Raw genomic sequence first — 19863 nt, 5'->3', positions numbered from 1 at the left:
TCCGCAAGAACACGATGGCCCTGCTGAACGACGCCCGACTGAAAACCGTTTCGGGCTCGGCGGACCTCGATCCGGTCGATCTCGGGTGGCACGACCTCCCGACCAGTCCCGCTCTCGCCGAAAAGACTGGACAGTGGCTGTCGCGCCACGATTCCGACACCCTTAAGGCCATCCCGCCGAAAAAGCGAGCATCCGCGTCGCGCACGCCGCGCGTGCGGTGAATCCCGGGGGAGGAGGCCGCCGTCTCGCGCGACCGGTCCCGGGACCGATGCCGCGGCGTCGCGCGGCCTGGACGGGCCCGCGGGACCTCGCCAAGGTGGGGTGCGGGACGATCGCCGAGGGGGGTTAGACCATGGCGGATGGAGACAGGAAGCAGGCCGCGCCGCTGCCGGCCGCCGAGGCGCCCTTCGACGCGATCGGGCTCGCCCGCTCGCTCCTGCGCCGGACCCGCTCGGCCGCCCTCGCCACGCTGGAGCGGGACGGGGCCGCGCCCTTCGCCTCCCTGGTCACCGTCGCGACCGATCTCGACGGCACGCCGCTCCTTCTGCTCTCGCGCCTCTCGGCCCACACCCTCAACCTCGAGGTCGATCCGCGCTGCTCGCTGCTCCTCTCCCAGGGCGGCAAGGGCGACCCGCTGGCCCATCCGCGCCTGACCGTGACCGGCATCGCGGAACGCAGCGACGAGCCCCGGATACGGGCGCGCTTCCTCGCCCGCCACCCGAAGGCCGCGCTCTACGCCGACTTCCCGGACTTCGCGTTCTTCCGTCTCGTCGCCCGGGCCGGCCACCTCAACGGGGGCTTCGCCCGGGCGGCGACGCTCACCGGGGCGGAACTCCTCACCGATCTTTCCGGCCACGACACCCTCGCGGAATCCGAGCCCGGCGCGGTCGCCCACATGAACGAGGATCACCTCGACGCCATCGCCCTCTACGCCACGCGGCTCGCCGGCGAGGAGCCGGGACCCTGGCGCCTGACCGGGATCGACCCGGACGGGCTCGACCTCGTCGCCGGCGAGCGCACCGCCCGGATCCTCTTCCCGGAGCGGCTGGCGGGTCCGGCCGCCCTGCGCCCGACCCTGGTGGCGATGGCCGCCCAGGCCCGCGCGCTCCCCGGGACCTGACATAAAGTCGAGCTTGTCACCGTTGGATACCGTGAATTCGATTGAACCGCGAAGTTTCGCCGCCTACTACAGCTGCCCACCGAGGCCGTCGGAGAACGGTCGCGGCCCGTCGCGCTGGACCGGCTTGCAAGTACAAGCACGGTCGTCGCGCCGGACTTGAACAGTCATTCGGCCCGATTCGGACCGGCAGCCATCCGGCTTTGCCCGGGTCGGCGCCAGGAGGATCGGGCGTGAACGACATCGGCGTATTCAACGAGGCGTTCGGCGCCGACAAGATCGGCTTCCGCAACCTCAAGCGCGTCAACTGGAACCTGGAGGCCCCGAGCCTCTACGAGCACGCCCTCCAGCGGGGCGAGGCCCAGCTCGCCGCCGGCGGCGCCCTGGTCGCCGAGACCGGCATCCACACCGGCCGCTCGCCCAAGGACAAGTTCGTCGTCCGCGATGCCGACACCGAGAACGAGGTGTGGTGGGAGAACAACGGCGGCATCACCCGCCCGCAATTCGAGACCCTGCTCGAGGATTTCCTGGCCCATGCCGAGGGGCGTGAGCTGTTCGCCCAGGACCTGTTCGGCGGCGCCGAGGTCGGCCACCGGGTCCGCGCCCGCGTCTTCACCGAGTATGCCTGGCACTCGCTGTTCATCCGCAACCTGCTGATCCGCCCCGAGCGTGAGGCGCTGGCCGGTTTCGAGCCCGAGCTGACCATCATCGACCTGCCGAGCTTCCGCGCCGACCCGGCCCGGCACGGCTGCCGCACCGAGACGGTCATCGCCGTCGACTTCTCGCGCAAGATCGTGCTGATCGGCGGCACCTCCTACGCCGGCGAGATGAAGAAGTCGGTCTTCACCTACCTGAACTATGCGCTCCCCCGCGCGGGCGTGATGCCGATGCACTGCTCGGCCAACGTCGGCAGCGAGGGCGACTCGGCGCTGTTCTTCGGCCTGTCGGGCACCGGCAAGACCACCCTGTCCTCCGACCCCAACCGGGTGCTGCTCGGCGACGACGAGCACGGCTGGAGCCCGAAGGGCATCTTCAACTTCGAGGGCGGCTGCTACGCCAAGACGATCCGTCTGTCGAAGGAGGCCGAGCCCGAGATCTACTCCACCACCGAGCGCTTCGGCACCGTGATGGAGAACGTCGTCATCGATCCGATCACCCGCCTGCCGGACTTCGACGACGCCTCGCGCACCGAGAACACCCGCTGCGCCTACCCGCTGCCCTTCATCAGCAATTCGAGCACCACGGGCCAGGCCGGGCACCCGAAGAACATCGTCATGCTGACCTGCGACGCCTTCGGGGTGCTGCCCCCGATCGCCAAGCTGACCGGCGCCGAGGCGATGTACCACTTCCTGTCGGGCTACACCGCCAAGGTGGCCGGCACCGAGAAGGGGCTGAAGGGCCCGGAGGCGACCTTCTCGACCTGCTTCGGCGCGCCGTTCATGCCGCGTCACCCGTCGGTCTACGGCAACCTGCTGCGCGACCTGATCGCCCGCCACCACGTCGATTGCTGGCTCGTCAACACCGGCTGGACCGGCGGCGGCGTCGGCACCGGCCGTCGCATGCCGATCCGCGTCACCCGCCGCCTGCTGACCGCGGCGTTGGACGGCTCGCTCGCCAAGGCGGATTTCCGCCGCGACCCGTATTTCGGCTTCGCGGTCCCGACCTCGGTGCCGGGCGTCGAGCCGCACATCCTGTATCCGGTCAAGACCTGGCAGGACAAGGCGGCGTTCGCCGAGACCGCCAAGAGCCTGGTCGAGATGTTCCGCAACAACTTCAAGCGCTTCGAGGCCCATGTCGACGCCGACGTGCGCGCCGCCGAGCCGACCATGTCGATCGCGGCCTGATTTCAGGCTTTGACCGTCAGAGGGCCCTTCTCCCCGGAGAGGGGCCCTTTTTCGTTGTAGGGTCCTGCCTCAAGAATCGGGCGAAGAACCAAGGGAGGAGCGGCCGATGATGGTGCTCGTCGTCGGTGCCGGCGTGGTCGGCCTCGCGATCGGTCGGGAACTGGCTTTGCGTGGCCACGAGGTGATCGTGGCGGAGGCGGAGGGCGGCATCGGGACCGGCGTGTCCTCGCGCAATTCCGAGGTGATCCATGCCGGGATGTACTACCCGACCGGCTCGTCCCGGGCGCGCCACTGCGTCGAGGGGCGGCGCCGGCTCTACGCCTTTTGCGAGAGCCACGGGGTCCCGCACGCGAAGGTCGGCAAGCTGATCGTCGCGACGACGGAGCTCGAAGGCGCCAAGATCGCGGCGATCCACGCGCAAGGGGTCGAGAACGGGGTCGAGGGCCTGTCGCTCCTCGACGGCGCGGCGGCCCGGCGCCTGGAGCCGAACCTGACCTGCCACGCCGCGCTCCTCTCGACCGAGACCGGCATCGTCGACAGCCACGCCCTGATGCTGGCGCTGCAGGGCGACATCGAGGGGGCGGGCGGCGCGCTCGCCTTCAACACCCCGATCACCCGCCTCGCCCGCACGCCCGAGGGCTGGACCGCCCGCTTCGGCGAGGCCGAGGAGATCACGGTCGACGCCGTGGTCAACGCCGCGAGCTTCGGTGCGCAGGGCCTCGCCCGGGCGACCGAGGGCTACCCGGCGGCGCGCGTGCCGCGGCTCGTTCTCGCCAAGGGCAATTACTTCGGCTGCACCGGCCGGCCGGCCTTCTCGCGGCTGATCTACCCGGCCCCCGTCGAGGGGGGGCTGGGCATCCACCTCACCCTGGACCTCGCCGGGCGGATGCGCTTCGGCCCCGACGTCGAGTGGATCGACGCGCCCGACTACGAGGTCGATCCCGGCCGCGGCGGCCTGTTCTACGCCGCGATCCGCCGCTACTGGCCCGCACTCCCCGACGGCGCCCTGGTGCCGGACTATGCCGGCATCCGCCCGAAACTGTCCGGGCCGGGGGAGGGGGCCGCCGACTTCCTGATCGACGGCCCGGCCGAGCACGGCCTGCCCGGCCTCGTCCACCTCTTCGGCATCGAGAGCCCGGGGCTGACGTCGAGCCTGTCGCTGGCGCAGGACGTGGCGGACCGGCTGGAAGCGTAGACCTTAACCCGCGTTCCCATAGTGGAGCGGAATGGACGCGAACCCTCGCTGTCATCCTGGGGCTCGCCGAAGGCGAGAACCCGGGATCCATAACCGCTGACGGTACAGGATAGGACGGCAGCGTTCCGCTTCATTCTGCATCTCAGCGGTCATGGATCCCGGGTTCCGCTGCGCGGCCCCGGGATGACGCGGAGGGTGGCACGCCGTCCAGAGCACGTGATTGGCGTATCTCCCCGATCTGACGATCGATCGCCGATCCGACCACCCCCACCAAGAATCGCGTGCGTCCGGCCGCCGTCTTGGCGCGGCGGGGTGCCGCTGCTATCTCCCCTCGACCTTTTCCTTCACCGCCGTGCGCCACGCGCATCGCCGCGCCTGCGCGCCGGAGACAGCCCCACGATGACCGCGTCCCCCATCGACAACATCCGCAACTTCTCGATCGTCGCCCATATCGACCACGGCAAGTCGACGCTCGCCGACCGGCTGATCCAGATCACCGGCGCGGTCGCGGCGCGCGACATGAGCGAGCAGATGCTCGACTCGATGGACATCGAGAAGGAGCGCGGCATCACCATCAAGGCGCAGACCGTGCGCCTGGAATACCGGGCCCAGGACGGGCGCGACTACGTCCTGAACCTGATGGACACCCCCGGCCACGTCGATTTCGCCTACGAGGTGTCGCGCTCGCTCGCCGCCTGCGAGGGCTCGCTCCTCGTCGTCGACGCCTCCCAGGGCGTCGAGGCGCAGACGCTCGCCAACGTCTACCAGGCGCTCGACGCCAACCACGAGATCGTCCCGGTCCTCAACAAGATCGACCTGCCGGCGGCCGAGCCCGACCGGGTCAAGGACCAGATCGAGGAGGTGATCGGCATCGACGCCAAGGACGCGGTGCCGATCTCGGCCAAGACCGGCATCAACATCGAGGCGGTGCTGGAGGCGATCGTCACCCGCCTGCCGCCGCCGAAGGGCGACCGGAGCGCGCCGCTCAAGGCGCTGCTGGTCGATTCCTGGTACGACGTCTATCTCGGCGTCGTCGTGCTGGTGCGCATCGTCGACGGCGTGCTCAAGAAGGGCATGACGATCCGCATGATGGGCGCGGACGCGGCCTACGGCGTCGAGCGCCTCGGCGTGTTCCGGCCCAAGATGCAGGACAAGGCCGAGCTCGGCCCCGGCGAGGTCGGCTTCTTCACCGGCTCGATCAAGGAAGTGGCCGATACCCGCGTCGGCGACACCATCACCGAGGACAAGCGCCAGACCAAGGAGGCGATGCCGGGCTTCAAGCCGGTGCAGCCGGTGGTGTTCTGCGGCCTCTTCCCGGTCGATGCCGCGGACTTCGAGAACCTGCGCGGCGCGATGGGCAAGCTGCGCCTCAACGACGCTTCGTTCTCCTACGAGATGGAGACCTCCGCCGCGCTCGGCTTCGGGTTCCGCTGCGGCTTCCTCGGTCTCCTCCACCTCGAGATCATCCAGGAGCGGCTGGAGCGCGAGTTCAACCTCGACCTGATCTCGACCGCGCCGAGCGTGGTCTATCACCTCAACATGTCCGACGGGGAGCAGAAGGAGCTGCACAACCCGGCCGACATGCCCGACGTGATGAAGATCGCCTCCATCGAGGAGCCGTGGATCCGCGCCACGATCCTCACGCCGGACGAGTATCTCGGCGGCGTGCTGAAGCTCTGCCAGGACCGGCGTGGCACCCAGATCGACCTGAACTACGTCGGCAAGCGCGCCATGGTGGTGTACGATCTGCCGCTCAACGAGGTGGTGTTCGACTTCTACGACCGCCTGAAGTCGATCTCGAAGGGCTACGCCTCGTTCGACTACCACATCTCGGATTACCGCGAGGGCGATCTCGTGAAGATGTCGATCCTCGTCAATGCCGAGCCGGTCGACGCGCTCTCGATGCTCGTGCACCGCACCCGCGCCGAGCACCGCGGCCGCGCCATGTGCGAGAAGCTGAAGGACCTGATCCCCCGCCACCTGTTCCAGATCCCGGTCCAGGCGGCGATCGGCGGCAAGATCATCGCCCGCGAGACCATCCGGGCGCTGTCGAAGGACGTGACCGCCAAGTGCTACGGCGGCGACATCTCCCGCAAGCGCAAGCTCCTCGACAAGCAGAAGGAGGGCAAGAAGCGCATGCGCCAGTTCGGCAAGGTCGAGATCCCGCAGGAGGCGTTCATCGCCGCCCTGAAGATGGACAGCTGAGGCCGGCCCTCGGCCCTCCCGCCAAAGCAGGAAGGCGCGCCGCCCGGCCCGGGCGGCGCGCCTTCTTCGTTCGGCGACGGCCGATGCCGTCCCCTCCCACGTCTCTCTACATGCCCGCCTCGCCCGGCCCCGGACCGCGGCGGCGAGATTGCGGGGCGGCTCCGCCCGCGGGCCGCATCGTAGCGATCACCGGGTTCGGCTCGTGGTCCATGGCAGCGCCCGTATAGGCGTCGACGCCCATGCCGATCAGGCCGCCGGCCAGCACGTTGCCGGCGAAGCCCGCCGCACCCTTGCCGACCACCTTGGTCCGGACCGGGATCGACTGCGGATGGAAGCCGGGCTTGGTGAAGGTCGCCACGAACTCGTCCGAGCGCTCGACTTCGAGGGTGCACGGCGTCGTCGGGCAGGCGTACTTCTTGTCCGTGGTCATCGCAGCGCCCGACGGCACCGAGACGAACGAGACGGGTTCCGTTGTGCCGCGCACGATGCTGCCGCACGCGCCGACACTGGCCGCAATCAGGATCGCGGTCGAGATAGACTTGACTGACATGGATGCCCCCGCATCGCCTCGTTGGACGATGGCGATTTTTAGGCATGAACCGGAGGGTACAATCAAGCGCAGGTCTGATGTTTTCCATTATGCTCTGCAAAAGTTGTAATTTTGGCACATTCATCAATGTTCAAGCTATAACAATACTGGTCATCAAGGGCGATGATCGTTGCTGTGATGGTCGTGGGGATGGACGGTCTGCGGGAGAGCGGGCCCGATCGGCGCGCGACTGCGGCCCAGCCGGGAATCTCGCCGTTCAGTCGCAAGGTCGTGGACACAAAGGAAAGCTGTTCATCTTTCGTTGTCCCAACGACGCTGGTGGATCTCCCGATCAGATCGGATGTCTGACGCAAGGATCTCTTTAACGGTCAATGATGCTTTGTCGTGCCATGACGCAGGGCTCGCCGGGACGATGATCGGACAAGGGTGGTGGCGTCGGATCGCGTGGCGGAACGACGAAGCGGGAAACGTCGCGATCCTCGTCGCTCTCCTCGCGCCGGTGCTGTTCGGCCTCGTCGGGGTCGCGGTCGATTACGGGACCTGGGCCCTGCAGCTCGCCACGCTGCAGCGGGCCGCGGATGCCGCCGCCCTCGCGGTCGTGTCCGACATGCAGGTCTCCGGCGCCGATGCCCGGCGCATGCAGTCGCTGGCGGAGGCCTACATGAAGGGCGGCGTGACGCTGCGCTTCGGCGACGGGCCGGTCGCCGTGGCGACGAAGCCCGTGACCCGCGAACGGCCCGGCGGCCGTTTCGTCGAGGCCGGCGGCACGACCGGGCGGACGCCGACCGGCGTCACCCTGACCCTGACGCAGCGCAAGGCTGCCATCATGAGCCGGCTCGTCACGCCGCACCTCACCGACATGACGGTCACGGCGACCGCCGAGGCGGTCGGCGGCGCGCGGCTCTGCGTCGTCGGCCTCGCCCCCTCGGGCCGGCAGGGGATCCGCCTGGAGGACCAGGCGCGGATCGAGGCCGGGGATTGTGCGGTCTATTCCATGTCGTCGAGCGCCGGCAGCCTCGAGGGCGCCGACCAGAGCTTCGTGTCGGCGGCGACGACCTGTGCGGTCGGCGGCTTCATTGGGCAGGTCTTCAACTTCCGGCCCCAGCCGATCACCGGCTGCCCGACGCTGAAGGACCCGCTGGCCGCCCGGCCGCCGCCGCCGGTGGGCGCCTGCCTCGAACGGGACCTCGTGCTGCGCGACGGCTCGTTCACGCTCCGTCCGGGCACGTATTGCGGTGGGATCAGGATCGAGGAGACCGCACAGGTCAAGATGATGCCGGGCATCTACGTGATCAAGGACGGCGCCCTGGTCGTCGGGCCCGATACCGACCTGATCTTCCTCAAGACGGATTGCCTGCACCCGCCCGACAAGGCCACCAAGGACGCGTGCCACAAGGCGATGTCGATCCACATGATCGGCTCGCTCAAAGGAGAGGGTGTCGGATTCTATTTCACCGGCAACGTCCCCCGCAACAAGGCCGGCGGCCTCCAGCCGATGGTCTTCCTGCCGCGCTCGCTCGTCGAGCTGACGGCGCCGCGGACCGGGGACATGGCCGGGCTCCTGTTCTTCGAGGACCGCGGCTCGCCGGACGGGCGCAGCTTCGACATCCTGAGCGACGGGGCCCGGCGCCTCGTCGGAACGGTCTACCTGCCGCGCGGGACCTTCTCGGTCCGGGCGATGCAGGTCGTGGCCGACCAGTCCGAGTACACCGCCATCGTCGCCCACCGGATCGCGCTGAGCCGCCAGCCCCGCCTCGTCATCAACGCCCGCTACGGCGACACCGACGTGCCGGTGCCCCAGGGACTCGGCTCGCGCAGCGGCCAAGTCGGGCTTGCCCGGTAGAGTTCGGGCTTGCCCGGTAGAGTTCGGGCTTGCCCGGTAGAGTTCGGACTCGTGCGGGGGAGGCGTCGTTGCGCGGCTTGTCGCGGCTCGCTGGGCCGTGGCATGACGGGGACCCGCCCACACGCCGCCCGCGATGGCGGCCGGATCGCCGCCCGGAAGGGCGGCCAGGATGACGACCGTGTCCGTGACCAGCCTGAAGCCCCGCCCCGAGGACGTCGACGCGCTGATGCGCGAGATCGGCCGGCGCGCCCGCGCCGCCGCCCGTCGGATGGCGCTGGTCCCAGGCCCGGTGAAGGACGCGGCCCTGCGGGAGGCGGCCGCCGCCCTGCGCCGGGCCACCCCGGCCATCCTGGCGGCCAACGCGGCCGACCTCGACGAGGGCCGGGCCAAGGGCCTGACCGCCGCCTCCCTCGACCGCCTGGCGCTGAACCCCGCCCGGGTCGAGGCGATCGCGGAGGCGATCGAGAGCATCGCCGGCCTGCCCGATCCCGTCGGGCGCGCGATGGAAACCTACGCGCGGCCGAACGGCCTCAGGATCGACCGGGTGGCGACCCCGCTGGGCGTCGTCGGGGTGATCTTCGAGAGCCGCCCCAACGTCACGGCGGATGCCGGCGCGCTCTGCCTCAAGGCCGGCAACGCCGCGATCCTGCGCGCCGGCTCGGAGAGCCACCGCAGCGCCACCGCCATCGCGCAGGCGATGAGCGAGGGCCTCTCCCGCCACGGCCTGCCGGCCGAGGCGATCCAGCTCGTGCCGACGCGCGACCGCGCGGCGGTGGGTGCCATGCTCACCGGCCTCGACGGCGCCATCGACGTGATCGTGCCCCGCGGCGGCAAGAGCCTGGTCGCCCGGGTGCAGGACGAGGCGCGGGTGCCGGTCTTCGCCCACCTGGAGGGGATCTGCCACGTCTTCGTCCACGCGGCGGCCGATCTCGGGATGGCCCGCGCGGTGGTGCGCAACAGCAAGCTGCGCCGCACCGGCGTCTGCGGTGCCGCCGAGACCCTGCTGATCGACCGGGCCTGCGCGGGCACCCATCTCGCGCCCCTGGTGACCGACCTCCTCGGGGCCGGCTGCGCCGTGCGGGGCGACGAGACCGTGCAGGCGGCCGACCCGCGGGTGACGCCGGCTACCGAGGCCGACTGGCGCACCGAGTATCTCGACGCGATCATCGCCGTGCGGGTGGTGGACGGTCTCGACGCCGCGATCGACCACATCGAGACCTACGGCTCGCACCACACCGATTCGATCCTGACCGAGGATCAGGCTGCGGCCGATCGCTTCCTCGCCGAGGTCGATTCGGCGATCGTCGCGCACAACGCCTCGACCCAGTTCGCCGATGGCGGCGAATTCGGCTTCGGCGCCGAGATCGGCATCGCCACGGGGCGGATGCATGCCCGCGGCCCGGTCGGGGTCGAGCAGCTCACCACCTTCAAGTACCGCATCCGCGGTACCGGGCAGATCCGGCCGTGACGGCCTGAGACGAAGGGCGGCGGATTCGGATGCACCTGTGCGAGAGGTAGGCCCGTGATGCTGCGCCTGCCGTCCCTCGCGCCGGGCCTGCGGGTCGGCCTCTACGGCGGCTCGTTCAACCCGGCCCATGCCGGCCACCGGCATGTCAGCCGGCTGGCTTTGCGCCGCCTCGCCCTCGACCGGGTGTGGTGGCTGGTGAGCCCCGGCAACCCGCTGAAGGACCGCAGCCACCTGCCCGAGGCGGCGGCCCGCGCCGCGGGCGCCCGCGCGGTCGCGGCCGACCCGAGGATCGCCGTCACCGATTTCGAGGCCGGGCTGGGGGAGGGCCGCCTCGGGATCCGCTATACCGTCGACACCCTGCGTTGGCTGACGCTTCGGCACCCGGATGTCCGCTTCGTCTGGATCATGGGCGCCGACAGCCTGGCCACGTTCCACCGCTGGAAGGGCTTTCGCGAGATCGCCGCCCGGATGCCCTTCGCGGTGATCGATCGGCCGGGCTACACCCTGAAGGCGATGGCCTCGCCCGCCGCTCGTGCGCTGGCCTCGTCACGCATCGACGAGGGCGCGGCCACGACCTTGGCCGACCGGGCGCCGCCGGCCTGGGTTTTTCTGCACGGGCCGCGCAACGGCCTGTCCTCGACGGCGCTCCGTGCGGGAACGATCCGCTCCTGATCGCGGCGCTTGCCCGGGATTTCCCGCCGTCGCGCTTGAAAATCCGCCATCGGTTCGCCACTGTCGTCGTTCAATGGCATCGGCACCGCGCATGCCGCGGGCGATATCGTCTCGTGGCGCCACCGGGTGCCTTCATCGACAGGGGCCGGCACTGAACGACGCAATCTCTCACGAAGCTCAGGACAACGAGCTTCCCGCTGACGTCCAGGCGCAGGAATCCGGGCAAGGGTCCGGCACCGTCGCGCCCGAGGCCGCGGACATGAGGTCGGTTGCCCTCGCCTGCCTCGAGGACATGAAGGCCGAGGAGACGGTCGAGATCGACCTTCTCGGCAAGACCTCCATCGCCGACGCCATGATCATCACCTCCGGCCGCTCGCAGCGCCATGTCGGCTCGATCGCCGACAAGGTGATCCAGGAGTTCAAGACCCGCGGCTTCGGCGCTCCCCGCGTCGAGGGCATGCCGGCCTGCGACTGGGTGCTGATCGATGCCGGCGACATCCTGGTCCACATCTTCCGGCCCGAGGTGCGCCACTTCTACAACCTCGAGAAGATTTGGGGCGCCGACCGGCCGAAGGATCAGACGGCCCACCGGCTCGCGGGCTGAGGCTGCAGCTCAGGGAACGGACACGCCGCCATGCGGCTCGCCCTCGTCGCGGTGGGCCGCCTCAAGCGCGGTCCCGAGCGCGACCTCGCCGAGGAGTATCGCGGCCGCGCCGATGCGCTGGGCCGCGGCCTCGGCTTCTCCGCCGTGCAGATGACCGAGATCCCGGAGAGCCGGGCGCGTCGCGCGCCCGACCGCTGCGCCGAGGAGGCCGGCGCCATCCTGGCGGCGATCCCGCCGGGTGCCGCCACGGTGGTCCTCGACGAGGGCGGCAAGGCGGTGACGAGCCTCGATTTCGCCGCCCAGGTCGGTGCCTGGCGCGACGGCGGCCGGCCCGGTCTCGCGATCGTGATCGGGGGCGCCGACGGCCTCGATCCGGGGGTCCGGGCGCGGGCGGACCTGGTCTTCGCCTTCGGCGCCGCCACCCTGCCGCACGGTCTCGTCCGGGTCCTCGCCTTCGAGCAGCTCTACCGGGCGATGACGATTCTCTCCGGCCACCCCTACCACCGCGGCGCCCCGTGACCCGGATCCTCTCCCCGATCCTCGCCCTCGCGGCCGCCCTGGCGCTCGGCGCGCTGCCGGCTCTCGCCCAGCAGCCGGCGGCCGATCCCGGCCTCGACCCGGTGGCGAAGGCCCAGGCCGAGAAGGAGCGCCGCGCCGAAAGCCTGCGGGCGATCGAGACCGCGCTCCAGGCCAGCGCCGAGACCAAGGCCAAGCTCGAGCGCGAGGTGGCCGAGATCAAGGGCGACGGTGCCCGCCTCAACCAGGCGCTGATCGACGCCGCCCGCAAGGCGCAGGAGGCGGAGGGGCGCATCTCCGACCTCGAAGGACGGCTCCAGACCATGGCGGGCAGCGAGACGGCCCTGCGCCGCTCGCTGGAAGCCCGCCGCGGCGTCATCGCGGAGGTGCTGGCGGCGCTCCAGCGCATGGGCCGGCGCCCGCCCCCGGCGGTGCTGGTGCGGCCCGAGGACGTGCTGGCGGCGATCCGCACCTCGATGCTGCTCGGCGCCGTGGTGCCCGAATTGCAGGGCGAGGCCGAGACCCTGGCGGGCGACCTCGCCGAGCTGGTGCGCCTGCGCGGCCTGATCGCCACCGACCAGGAGACCCTGCGCGGCGACATCAAGGGCTGGGCCGCCGAGCGCCAGCGCCTCACCGCCCTCATCGCCGCGCGCCAGTCCCGCCTCGGCGAGGCGGAGACGGGCATCGCCGCCGAGCGCGAGCGCGCCACCGGCCTCGCCGGCCAGGCCCGCACCCTCAAGGACCTGGTCGACCGCCTCGACGGCGATCTCGCCAGCGCGCGGCGCGCCGCCAACGCCGCCAAGGAGGCGGCGGAGGCCGAGACCCGGGAGACCCGCGAGCGCTTCGCGGCGGCGGCCCTGCGCGATCCCGCTCGCCTCGGCCCCAAGGTCCCGTTCCCCCAGGTGCGCGGCCTGGTGCCGCGCCCGGTGAGCGGCGAGGTGGTGCGGACCTTCGGCAGCCCCGACGGGGCGGGGGGCACGAGCCGCGGCATATCGCTCATGACGCGCCCGCGGGGCGTCGTTTCCTCTCCGGCGGACGGGTGGGTGGCCTATGCAGGGGCGTTCCGGTCCTACGGTCGTCTCTTGATCATCAACGCGGGCGACGGCTACTATCTGCTCCTGGCGGGCATGGACCAGATCAACGTCGAGGTCGGTCAGTTCGTGCTCGCGGGGGAGCCGGTCGCCGTGATGGGAGACACGGGCTCCGCACCTTCGGCTGGAGCCGGTGGGCGGAACGATCCCGTCCTTTACGTCGAGTTCAAGAAAGACGGTGGCTCCATCGACCCGGATCCTTGGTGGGCCAAAGGGTCAAGCGAGAAGGTTCGCGGATAATGCGCAAAGTTTCCCTCGTCCTGTTCGGAGCCGTCCTGGGCGCCGGGACGGCCACGGTAGCGACCCAGACCCACCTGCTCTCGAGCACGAGCGCCGTCGCCGCGTCGGCGGAGACGTACCGTCAGCTGAGCCTGTTCGGCGACGTGTTCGAGAAGATCCGCACCGACTACGTCGAGAAGCCCGACGAGGGGAAGCTGATCGAGGCGGCCGTCAACGGCATGCTGACCTCGCTCGACCCGCATTCGAGCTACATGGACGCCAAGAGCTTCCGTGACATGCAGGTGCAGACCAAGGGCGAGTTCGGCGGCCTCGGCATCGAGGTCACGATGGAGGACGGCCTGATCAAGGTCGTGACCCCGATCGACGACACCCCGGCCGCCCGCGCGGGCCTCTTGGCCAACGACGTCATCACCCAGATCGACGGCGACCAGGTGCAGGGCCTGACCCTCAACCAGGCCGTCGACAAGATGCGCGGGCCCGTCAACTCGCCGGTGAAGCTCAAGATCACCCGCAAGGAGGCCAAGGAGCCCCTCGAGGTCACGCTCAACCGCGACCTCATCCGCATCAAGCCCGTGCGCTCGCGCGTCGAGGGCGGCGATGTCGGCTACATCCGCCTGACCCAGTTCAACGAGCAGACCTACGACGGCCTCAAGGCCGCCGTCGACAAGCTCTCGACCGAGATCCCGGGCGACAAGCTCAAGGGCTTCGTCATCGACTTGCGCAACAACCCGGGCGGCCTGCTCGACCAGGCGGTGATGGTCTCCGACGCCTTCCTCGACCGCGGCGAGATCGTCTCGACCCGCGGCCGCAACCCGGACGAGACCCAGCGCTTCTCGGCCAAGTCCGGCGACCTGACCAAGGGCAAGCCGATCGTGGTGCTGGTCAACGGCGGCTCGGCCTCGGCCTCCGAGATCGTCGCCGGCGCGCTCCAGGACCACAAGCGGGCGACGGTGCTCGGCACCCGCTCGTTCGGCAAGGGCTCGGTGCAGTCGATCATCCCGCTCGGCGGCAACGGCGCCCTGCGTCTCACCACCGCGCGCTACTACACCCCGTCCGGCCGCTCGATCCAGGCCAAGGGCATTGAGCCCGACCAGGAGGTCCTGCAGGACGTGCCCGACGACCTGAAGGGCAAGGACGAGACCAAGGGCGAGGCCGGCCTGAAGGGCCACCTGAAGCAGAAGGATACCGAGGAGCGCGGCGGCTCGTCGGCCTACGTCCCGCCGGACCCGGCCAAGGACAAGCAGCTGATCGCCGCGGTCGACCTCCTGCACGGCGTGCAGAAGGGCGCGGCGAACACCGTGAAGTCCACGACCCCGGCCCCGGCCGCCCCGACCCAGAACTGATCGCCGCGATCACGGGCGGGTTCGGAGTTCCGCCGGGCCCGTCTTAACGCAGCGTTTACCACGAAGGCCCGCAATACCGGTCGAACGACCGGTGCTGCGGGCCTTCCGCTTTCATGCAGCCGCCCGGTCGCGGGACTGTAACGCCTGTGCCGCTCGCGTCCGACACCATCCTCACCCGTCCCCTCGGGCTGCGGGACGAGGCGACTGCCCGCGCCGCGCGCTGGCGCGCCGCCCTCACGCCCCGCACCCTCGCGGCCGCGCTCCTCGGCCTCGGCGGCCTGGGCCTCGCCGCCTTTCTGGTCCTCGGCGACGATCCGCTCGCCGGCGAGCCCTTCGCGGTCGCCACGATCGAGGTCCGCGCCCCGGTCGCGCCCCCGCCCGAGCCCGTCGTCCCGGGCCGCCCCGATTCCGCGCGCGCCGACCCGGCGAGCCGCGGCGCCGACGAGGTCGAGCGCGCCTCCGGCGTCGTGGTGAGCCGGCCCGACGGCACCTCCGCGCCCGATTCGGTGGTGATCCGGGTGCCGGGAACCGGCCCGATCCAGCTGAAGCCTGCCCCCGATCCGCGCCTGAGCGAGCGCGGCCGCTACGGCGGCGTGCTGCCGAAGATCGGTCCCGACGGCGCCCGCGCCCTCGACGTCTATGCCCGCCCCGAGGCCGCCGGCCTGGAGCGGGGCGGGGCGGTGGCGGGCCGCATCGCGCTCGTGGTCTCGGGCCTCGGCATCGGCCAGGCGGCGACCCAGGACGCGGTGCAGCGGCTGCCGCCGGCGGTCACGCTCGCCTTCGCGCCCTACGGCGCCGACGTCACGCGGCTTGCCGCCCGCGCCCGCGAGGCCGGTCACGAGGTGATGGTGCAGGCGCCGATGGAGCCCTTCGACTATCCCGACAACGATCCGGGCCCCCAGACCCTGCTGGCGGGGTCGAAGCCCGCCGAGAACGTCGATCGCCTGGCTTTCGTGCTCGCCCGGGTGCCCGGCGCGATCGGGGTGATGAACTTCATGGGCGCACGCCTCACCGGCGACGCCGCCGCCCTCGATCCGGTCCTGCGGGAGATCGGCGGCCGCGGCCTCGGCTTCCTCGACGACGGCACCTCGCCGCGCTCCCTCGCCCGCGAGGTCGGCCGCAAGGCCAAGGTGCCGGTGGCCCGGGCCGAGATCGTCGTCGACGCGGTGCCGCGGCCCGACGCGATCGACCGCGAGCTCGCCCGCCTGGAGGAGGTCGCGCGCAAGACGGGCTTCGTGCTCGGCTCCGCCACCGCCCTGCCGCTCTCGATCGACCGCATCGCCCGCTGGGCGCGCGACCTCGAATCCCGCGGCATCCTCCTCGTGCCGGCGAGCCGGGCCCTGCGCCAGCCGTCCTGAGGCCGCCGGCCTTGCGGCCGGGCAGCCCCGCGGCCGGCGAGCCGGCCCGGATTTTCGCGCCACCGAGCGATCCTGTCGCAAAACCGGCAAACCGGTCTGCGACACCCGCTTGGGGGCCCCGGCCGCCGCCGCATGGCTGCCCCGCCCGGGTGCTTCCCGTATTTTCCGCGCCGGCACGGTCCACAGGGCGGGAAATTGCTCTAAGGTCGTTTCCCATGGCACCGCTCCACCGCCCCGAGACCGCGCTCGCCGGACTTCCCTACCGCCCGTGCGTCGGCATCGCCCTGTTCAACCGCGACGGCTTGGTCTTCGCCGGGCACCGGCGGCACGACTCGGCCGATCTCGGCGCCCATGCCTGGCAGATGCCGCAGGGCGGCATCGACGAGGGCGAGGCCCCCCGGGAGGCCGCCCTGCGCGAGCTCTACGAGGAGACCAGCGTCGCGCCGTCCTCGGTGCGCTTCCTCGCCGAGGCGCCGGGCTGGTACTCCTACGACCTGCCGACCTTCGCCTCGGGCAAGCCCTGGAAGGGGCGCTATCGCGGCCAGACCCAGAAATGGTTCGCCTTCGGGTTCGAGGGCGACGAGCGCGAGATCGACATCCTGCGGCCGGGCGGCGGCGCCCACAAGGCGGAGTTCGACGGCTGGCGCTGGGAGCCGCTGGCGAACCTCGCCGACCTCGTGATCCCGTTCAAGCGCCCGGTCTACGAGCAGGTCATCGCCGCCTTCGCCCACCTCGCGCGTCCGGCGTGACGGGTCGCGCGCGATTGAGCGGCCGGTTCGACGGCGGCCGCCCCGCGGGTCGGCCGGCATGACGCGCTGGTGGCTCGCAGGCCTGGTGGCCCTGTTCCTGTGGATCGCCTACGGCCTCTCGCCCTACGTCGCGCTCTACCGCCTGTCGCAGGCGGTGCAGGCGCACGACCCGCAGGCCGTGGCCCAGCGGGTCAATTTCCGCACCCTGCGGCTCTCCCTGACCCGTCAGGCGACCGCGGCGGTCCTCGACGCCATCACGGCCCGCCGCGACCTCTCGGCCCGGGACCGCGCCATCCTGACCGAGGCGAGCGGGGCCCTGGCCGAGCCCCTGGTCGAATCCCTCGTCACGCCCGAGACCCTGATCGACCTCCTCGACGACGGCTGGCCGGTGCGCGCCGGCCTCGCGCGCCAGCCCGGCTCCGTGGCGCCCTCGCCCGACACACCTCCGCCCGATACGCCCTCCGCCGGCGAGGCCGCGCAAGCCCCGAACACCCAAAGCCCGAACACCCAAGCCCCTCGAGCCCCGAATACCCACGACCCGGACGTGCCCGCGACGACCGGTGAGGCCGGACGGCGGAGCGAGGGGCTGGGCCTGCACGCCTCGACCCTGTCGCAGCTCTTCGCCCTCTTCCGCTCGGCCGAGCCGCGGGGGTTCCGCGGGATGGTGGTGAGCTATCCCCCCGATCGGCCGCTGGAGAACCGCTTCCGCCTGCGCCTGCGCCTGCGCGGCTGGACCTGGCGCCTCGTCGACCTCGAACTGCCCTCGGCCCTGCGCGAGCGCATCAGCCAGCGGCTCACCGGCGCGATGCAGCGCTGAGCGTGGCGGCCGGCGCGTCCCCTTGATGCGCCGGAGGCCCCTCCTCATATCTGATCCCGGGCCGGCGGAGTTGCGGTCGGCCTCGACGGGTGCTGCGCTGGCGGGCCCGGACTGACCGAAGTGCCTCTCGCAACAGGGCTTCGCCGAGACCATGACGCGTCCTTCGCCGTTCGGGCATCCGTTCCTGCTGGGCTTCGACGAGATCGAGCAGGCCCTCGACCGCGTCGCCAAGGCGGCCAATGACGGCTACCCGCCCTACAACATCGAGCGCCTGCCCCGCACCGAGCGCGAGCCGGAGCGGCTGAGGATCACGCTCGCGGTGGCGGGTTTCACCCGCGACCAGCTCGATGTGACCCTGGAGGAGAGCCAGCTCATCGTCCGTGGCCGCCAGGCCGACGACAAGAGCCGGACCTTCCTGCATCGGGGCATCGCCGCGCGGCAGTTCCAGCGCGCCTTCCTGCTCGCCGACGGGATGGAGGTGCTGGGCGCCGACCTGTCGAACGGCCTGCTGTCGATCGACCTCGCCCGGCCCGAGCCGGAGCGCATCGTGCGACGGATCGACATCGGCTCGCGCGACGGCGACTGACCGTCCCCATATCCCTTTCACACCGGCCGGCCCGCCGCTTCGGGGCGCAACCCGGCCTCCGCCTGCTGCCTTTCAGAGGAGGGCGCATCATGTCCGACACCACCCAGGCCCTCGACCTCGATCCCTCCGCGCTCGCCGCCCTCGGCGAGGGCCACGTGGCCTATGTCCGCGCCATGCGCTCGGAGGAGGTCAAGCGCCTCTTCCCCGAGGCCCCGGACCTCACCCCCGGCCTCGACCTGTTCGCCCTGCTGTCCGCCAGCGGCGCGCCGATCCTGCTCACCGACAGCCGCGACGCGGCCTTCGCCAATGCCTGGGCGCACGACCTCCAGGCGATGAGCGTGCACTAAGCAGATTTCGCCGAAGCGGACACCGGCTCGGCGGCAAAGATCTGCGACCCGACAAGAACCTGAGCGGGCGAAGCGTTGGCCTGCCGACGCAAGTCTGCTGAGCGAGGCGGTGGCCGTCGCGGGTGCGACGGCCACTCGCGGGACCTACGCGGTCCGCGGCGCGATGCCCTCGACCGCCGCGACCAGGCGGTCGAGATCGGCCGGCCCCGAGAGGCGGTGGTCGCCCTCTTTGATCAGGGTGACCACCACCCCCGTCTCCGGCAGCCGCTCGACGAGCCGCATCGCGTGGGCCCAGGGCACGTCCGGGTCGGCCATGCCCTGCAGGATGTGGACCGGGCACCCGGGATCGATCGGCCGGTCGAGCATCAGGTGGCGCCGCCCGTCCTCGATCAGGGCCCGGGTCACCGGCGTCGGCTCCGGCGCGTATTGCGATTCGCGCTGCCACACCCCGTCCTCCATCACCTGCCGGCGGATCGCCTCCGGGAACTGCGCCCACATCAGCGCCTCGGTGAAGTCGGTGGCCGGTGCGATCAGGACGAGGCCCGACGGTCTCACCCGGGCGGCGGCGAGCAGCGCGATCCAGCCGCCCATCGAGGAGCCGACCAGGATCGGTCGCTCGGGCGCCAGGGCGGCGACGACGCCCTCCGCGTCGGCGAGCCAGTCCGAGATCGTGCACGCCGCGAAGGCGCCGTCCGATTCGCCGTGCCCCGTATAGTCGAAGCGCACGAAGGCGCGGCCCTGCCGCGCCGCCCACCGGTCCAGCGCCTCGGCCTTGGTGGCGCGCATGTCCGACCGGAAGCCGCCGAGCCAGACCACCGGCGGTCCGGCGCCGGGGCGCACCAGGGTGGCGAGGCGGCGGCCCCGCACGGTCAGCATCGTGGCGGGGGGGCGTGCCGTGTCGTCCATCGGATCCTCCATCGTGTCTGCCATGCGGGTTATCCCCGTTATTCCGGTGCCGGCCCTGGTCGTAGGCCGGCGGCGCCCAAGGTTTACCGATCCGCAACGAGGCCGGGCGACTTTGATCCATCGTCCCGGTGCGGATCGTGTCCGGCGGCTTCTACACCGGCGGCCGTCGGCGCACCCCCACTTCCTGCGTCGAGCAGGCACCGTCATGCCGCGAGCGCTGCGATCAGAACCCTGACCCGGAGTCCCATGCCGTCGAGCCAGGCCACGCCGTTCCCGGCCGCGAGCCACCCGCTGGCCGGCCGCACCGTGCTGCAGATCATCCCGGAGCTCGACGCCGGCGGCGCCGAGCGCACCGCCGTCGACGTGGCGGCGGCCCTGGCCGCGGCGGGCGCCCGCGCCCTCGTCGCCACCG

General features: G+C 71.4%; 19 protein-coding genes and 1 pseudogene. 18 read left to right on the top strand and 2 right to left on the bottom strand.

The genetic code is table 11. The features are described 5' to 3' along the window. Positions 1-14: 14 nt before the first annotated feature. The 5 genes from QR78_RS34400 to lepA all read left to right on the top strand — a co-directional run bounded on the left by QR78_RS34400 (position 15) and on the right by lepA (position 6361). Positions 15-221, top strand: coding sequence for a hypothetical protein (locus QR78_RS34400; protein ID WP_125901212.1), 207 nt, complete (start codon positions 15-17; stop codon positions 219-221). A gap of 131 nt (positions 222-352) precedes the next feature. Next, a complete protein-coding gene (locus tag QR78_RS25350; protein ID WP_048430371.1) occupies positions 353-1120 on the top strand; it encodes a HugZ family pyridoxamine 5'-phosphate oxidase in 768 nt (255 codons plus the stop codon). Between the two features lie 230 nt (positions 1121-1350). Next, complete coding sequence (locus tag QR78_RS25345; protein WP_048430370.1) at positions 1351-2961, top strand: phosphoenolpyruvate carboxykinase; 1611 nt, start codon at positions 1351-1353, stop codon at positions 2959-2961. A 106-nt stretch (positions 2962-3067) separates the two neighbouring features. Then, entirely contained in the window at positions 3068-4156 is a 1089-nt protein-coding gene (locus QR78_RS25340; protein ID WP_048430369.1) for an NAD(P)/FAD-dependent oxidoreductase, read from the top strand. Between the two features lie 399 nt (positions 4157-4555). After that, positions 4556-6361, top strand: coding sequence for a translation elongation factor 4 (gene lepA / locus QR78_RS25335; protein ID WP_048430368.1), 1806 nt, complete (start codon positions 4556-4558; stop codon positions 6359-6361). Between the two features lie 106 nt (positions 6362-6467). Here the strand turns inward: lepA and QR78_RS25330 are convergent, their stop codons facing one another. Further along, a complete protein-coding gene (locus QR78_RS25330; protein WP_048430367.1) occupies positions 6468-6911 on the bottom strand; it encodes a hypothetical protein in 444 nt (147 codons plus the stop codon). Positions 6912-7323: 412 nt separating this feature from the next. Between QR78_RS25330 and QR78_RS25325 the strand changes: the two genes are divergently transcribed. The 12 genes from QR78_RS25325 (at position 7324) to QR78_RS25270 (ending at position 18545) form a co-directional block, all read left to right on the top strand. Then, complete coding sequence (locus QR78_RS25325; protein ID WP_048430366.1) at positions 7324-8754, top strand: pilus assembly protein TadG-related protein; 1431 nt, start codon at positions 7324-7326, stop codon at positions 8752-8754. A gap of 178 nt (positions 8755-8932) precedes the next feature. Further along, the gene (locus QR78_RS25320) at positions 8933-10222 is read left to right on the top strand and encodes a glutamate-5-semialdehyde dehydrogenase (RefSeq protein WP_425284172.1); all 1290 of its coding nucleotides are present in this window, start codon (positions 8933-8935) and stop codon (positions 10220-10222) included. A gap of 57 nt (positions 10223-10279) precedes the next feature. Continuing rightward, the gene (locus QR78_RS25315) at positions 10280-10894 is read left to right on the top strand and encodes a nicotinate-nucleotide adenylyltransferase (protein ID WP_048430364.1); all 615 of its coding nucleotides are present in this window, start codon (positions 10280-10282) and stop codon (positions 10892-10894) included. A 292-nt stretch (positions 10895-11186) separates the two neighbouring features. After that, a complete protein-coding gene (gene rsfS, locus QR78_RS25310) occupies positions 11187-11498 on the top strand; it encodes a ribosome silencing factor (RefSeq protein ID WP_048430383.1) in 312 nt (103 codons plus the stop codon). A gap of 30 nt (positions 11499-11528) precedes the next feature. Beyond that, on the top strand, positions 11529-12017 hold the full coding sequence (gene rlmH, locus QR78_RS25305) for a 23S rRNA (pseudouridine(1915)-N(3))-methyltransferase RlmH (RefSeq protein ID WP_048430363.1): 489 nt from the start codon (positions 11529-11531) through the stop codon (positions 12015-12017). After that, on the top strand, positions 12014-13345 hold the full coding sequence (locus tag QR78_RS25300) for a murein hydrolase activator EnvC family protein (RefSeq protein ID WP_082171946.1): 1332 nt from the start codon (positions 12014-12016) through the stop codon (positions 13343-13345). Before rlmH ends, QR78_RS25300 begins: the two co-directional genes overlap by 4 nt. Further along, complete coding sequence (locus QR78_RS25295) at positions 13345-14688, top strand: S41 family peptidase (RefSeq protein ID WP_048430362.1); 1344 nt, start codon at positions 13345-13347, stop codon at positions 14686-14688. The genes QR78_RS25300 and QR78_RS25295 overlap by 1 nt, the downstream gene beginning before the upstream one ends. Before the next feature lie 146 nt (positions 14689-14834). Next, positions 14835-16046, top strand: a complete 1212-nt coding sequence (locus QR78_RS25290) for a divergent polysaccharide deacetylase family protein (RefSeq protein ID WP_082171947.1) — start codon at positions 14835-14837, stop codon at positions 16044-16046. 215 nt (positions 16047-16261) lie between these two features. After that, positions 16262-16795: an RNA pyrophosphohydrolase gene (locus QR78_RS25285; RefSeq protein WP_048430360.1), complete on the top strand. Its 534-nt coding sequence runs from the start codon at positions 16262-16264 to the stop codon at positions 16793-16795. A gap of 58 nt (positions 16796-16853) precedes the next feature. Further along, positions 16854-17612, top strand: coding sequence for a DUF2939 domain-containing protein (locus tag QR78_RS36245; protein ID WP_048430359.1), 759 nt, complete (start codon positions 16854-16856; stop codon positions 17610-17612). A 151-nt stretch (positions 17613-17763) separates the two neighbouring features. Then, entirely contained in the window at positions 17764-18198 is a 435-nt protein-coding gene (locus tag QR78_RS25275; RefSeq protein ID WP_048430358.1) for an Hsp20 family protein, read from the top strand. An 89-nt stretch (positions 18199-18287) separates the two neighbouring features. Beyond that, a complete protein-coding gene (locus QR78_RS25270) occupies positions 18288-18545 on the top strand; it encodes a BQ00720 family protein (protein WP_048430357.1) in 258 nt (85 codons plus the stop codon). A 144-nt stretch (positions 18546-18689) separates the two neighbouring features. On the opposite strand, the gene QR78_RS25265 is transcribed toward QR78_RS25270, so the two are convergent. Further along, a complete protein-coding gene (locus QR78_RS25265) occupies positions 18690-19451 on the bottom strand; it encodes an alpha/beta hydrolase (RefSeq protein ID WP_048430381.1) in 762 nt (253 codons plus the stop codon). A 246-nt stretch (positions 19452-19697) separates the two neighbouring features. On the opposite strand from QR78_RS25265, the pseudogene QR78_RS36240 reads away from it, so the two are divergent. Beyond that, positions 19698-19863, top strand: a pseudogene (locus QR78_RS36240) (glycosyl transferase); the annotation flags it as partial.

This window comes from Methylobacterium indicum (assembly GCF_001043895.1).
GTDB classification, from domain to species: Bacteria; Pseudomonadota; Alphaproteobacteria; order Rhizobiales; family Beijerinckiaceae; genus Methylobacterium; species Methylobacterium indicum.
Note: the sequence above shows the minus strand (reverse complement) of the source record. Positions and strands in the feature narration are given on the sequence as shown.

Coding starts and splice junctions, on each gene's coding strand:
- QR78_RS36245 (WP_048430359.1), top strand. CDS start 16,854: ATGACGCGCTGGTGGCTCGCAGGCCTGGTGGCCCTGTTCCTGTGGATC.
- QR78_RS25315 (WP_048430364.1), top strand. CDS start 10,280: ATGCTGCGCCTGCCGTCCCTCGCGCCGGGCCTGCGGGTCGGCCTCTAC.
- QR78_RS25295 (WP_048430362.1), top strand. CDS start 13,345: ATGCGCAAAGTTTCCCTCGTCCTGTTCGGAGCCGTCCTGGGCGCCGGG.
- rlmH (WP_048430363.1), top strand. CDS start 11,529: ATGCGGCTCGCCCTCGTCGCGGTGGGCCGCCTCAAGCGCGGTCCCGAG.
- QR78_RS25330 (WP_048430367.1), bottom strand. CDS start 6,911: ATGTCAGTCAAGTCTATCTCGACCGCGATCCTGATTGCGGCCAGTGTC.
- QR78_RS25285 (WP_048430360.1), top strand. CDS start 16,262: ATGGCACCGCTCCACCGCCCCGAGACCGCGCTCGCCGGACTTCCCTAC.
- rsfS (WP_048430383.1), top strand. CDS start 11,187: ATGAAGGCCGAGGAGACGGTCGAGATCGACCTTCTCGGCAAGACCTCC.
- lepA (WP_048430368.1), top strand. CDS start 4,556: ATGACCGCGTCCCCCATCGACAACATCCGCAACTTCTCGATCGTCGCC.
- QR78_RS25275 (WP_048430358.1), top strand. CDS start 17,764: ATGACGCGTCCTTCGCCGTTCGGGCATCCGTTCCTGCTGGGCTTCGAC.
- QR78_RS25340 (WP_048430369.1), top strand. CDS start 3,068: ATGATGGTGCTCGTCGTCGGTGCCGGCGTGGTCGGCCTCGCGATCGGT.
- QR78_RS34400 (WP_125901212.1), top strand. CDS start 15: ATGGCCCTGCTGAACGACGCCCGACTGAAAACCGTTTCGGGCTCGGCG.
- QR78_RS25325 (WP_048430366.1), top strand. CDS start 7,324: ATGATCGGACAAGGGTGGTGGCGTCGGATCGCGTGGCGGAACGACGAA.
- QR78_RS25270 (WP_048430357.1), top strand. CDS start 18,288: ATGTCCGACACCACCCAGGCCCTCGACCTCGATCCCTCCGCGCTCGCC.
- QR78_RS25265 (WP_048430381.1), bottom strand. CDS start 19,451: ATGGACGACACGGCACGCCCCCCCGCCACGATGCTGACCGTGCGGGGC.
- QR78_RS25350 (WP_048430371.1), top strand. CDS start 353: ATGGCGGATGGAGACAGGAAGCAGGCCGCGCCGCTGCCGGCCGCCGAG.